Origin of the sequence: Bartonella gabonensis (genome assembly GCF_903679515.1) — a bacterium.
Classification (GTDB): domain Bacteria; phylum Pseudomonadota; class Alphaproteobacteria; order Rhizobiales; family Rhizobiaceae; genus Bartonella; species Bartonella gabonensis.
Genome location: NZ_CAHOYM010000084.1, coordinates 1 through 1,803 on the forward strand (window position 1 = coordinate 1; position 1,803 = coordinate 1,803).

The window sequence follows — 1,803 nt, forward strand, 5'->3', positions numbered from 1 at the left end:
GGATTTTGCTAATCTCTATAGTTATCAGTTTCTCTTTAGAGGTTTTCATAACAAGCTATAAATCACAGTTATCCTATTTATAATCTCTCTTATAAACATGAAAAATGATACGATGGCTATAAAGCAGATAACAGCTATAAAGCACGTGTAAAAACAGAATGGTTTCATAATCAAAATGCATTTTCATAATTACGTTGCCAATGAACGCATTGGTTATAAAGACAGTTCCTATAAAAGGCTGTTAAGTTGCAAATGTGTTATAAAAGAAATTAACAGAAATCTTAAAAACCATTTAGTGAAAAATATGATAGGTTATAAAGTTAAAAATACGCATGATGAGAGCGTTTCTAAATATTATAAATGTATAATTCAAAAAAGAACGTAATCGTTTAAGAATGCCCATAATATAGCTTTAAAAGCACATAATACAAAAGAAGCAATTAATAAGCATATGATAAATATTTATACATAATGCATTTAAAAAAATCATAAAAAATATCAAAAAAGTGCATAAATTAATTGACAATAAATACGTATTTTGTTATATAAATAATCAAGTGATTGAAAACACTAAATCGATAGCGAAGAGGTTGCGATAAACCTAATCCTATTATAAAAACTGACTATCTTTTATGCTTTTGTTGGTATATGAGAGCTTTGTCGGGTGTGGTTACACCATACAATACTCTTTATGAGAAAAGTGTAGCGACGGACTATCGACCGTGTTTTCAAACGCCCGGCGCCCTTATAGGGTTGTCAATTGAAAACTGTGTAATCGATAGGATTTAGTTATGAAAACTATATCAAAAAACACCCCCGTTATCTCTAACATTTCAAATGAAACCACCTCTGCAAATAAACAAGAGCCTGCAAAAAAATACGAATTTATTAATGATTGTGAATATATAGATGGTCATTTCTTAAAGCGAATTAGAGCATTAAGAGATTTTGATGATATCAAAAAAGGTGACCTCGGGGGGTATATTGAAAGTGAAGATAACCTCTCTCATGAAGGCAATTGCTGGGTTTATAATAAAGCGCGGGTTTTCCAAAATGCACGCGTTTTCGGAAATGCTAAAGTTAAAAGCTTTTTTGTAGATGTATATGGTAATGCGCAAATTTATGGGAATGCTATTTTTGAAGGCATGACATTAAAGGACAATGCAAAGCTTTCAGGCAATGCACATGCTAGCAACGCCGTTGTCATTGAAGGCAATGCACAAATTTATGATAACGCCCGTGTTACTGACCATGCTCATATTTCCGATAATGCTGTAATTTGTGATGATGCTCATGTTGGTGGCAATGCAAAAATAAGTGGTTCTGCTTATATCTGTGATGAATCACGTGTTTTCGATGATGCCATTGTTTGTGATGCTCTTATCTCTGGAAATTCTTATATTCATAGCAATGCCTTTTTAGAAGCGAATGAAGATATCTGTGATAATGAATATCCCGAATTTGGTAGCGAAGATGATTATTATCGTGATGAATATTATGCTGATTTTGAAGGCTATTATGATGATGATAATGATAGCGAATATGAAAGTGATGCTGCTTAAATAAAGCACGGGCGCGGCGGGGGTGCCCTCTCTTTAAAACATTTCATTCAAAAATTTTATCAAATCGTTATCACATTAAATTGTGAGGGTATCCTTATGTCTAAAAAATATGAATTAACCAGTGAAATCAAACAAATTAAAAATATGTTTACTAGAGAGATTACAACCCTTTATCGCATTAAAGCATTAAAAGACTTTGCTGATGTTAAAGCTGGGGTTGTCGGTGGTTTTATTGAAAAGG

At 32.4% G+C, this 1,803-nt stretch carries 1 protein-coding gene; it reads left to right on the forward strand.

The features are described 5' to 3' along the window. The first annotated feature begins 791 nt into the window (after positions 1–791). On the forward strand, positions 792–1,562 hold the full coding sequence (locus tag HWX04_RS08045) for a nucleotidyltransferase family protein (RefSeq protein ID WP_175869603.1): 771 nt from the start codon (positions 792–794) through the stop codon (positions 1,560–1,562). Positions 1,563–1,803 lie beyond the last annotated feature (241 nt).

Excerpts from the sequence above, each read along its gene's own strand:
- HWX04_RS08045 (WP_175869603.1), top strand. The coding sequence starts at position 792 with ATGAAAACTATATCAAAAAACACCCCCGTTATCTCTAACATTTCAAAT.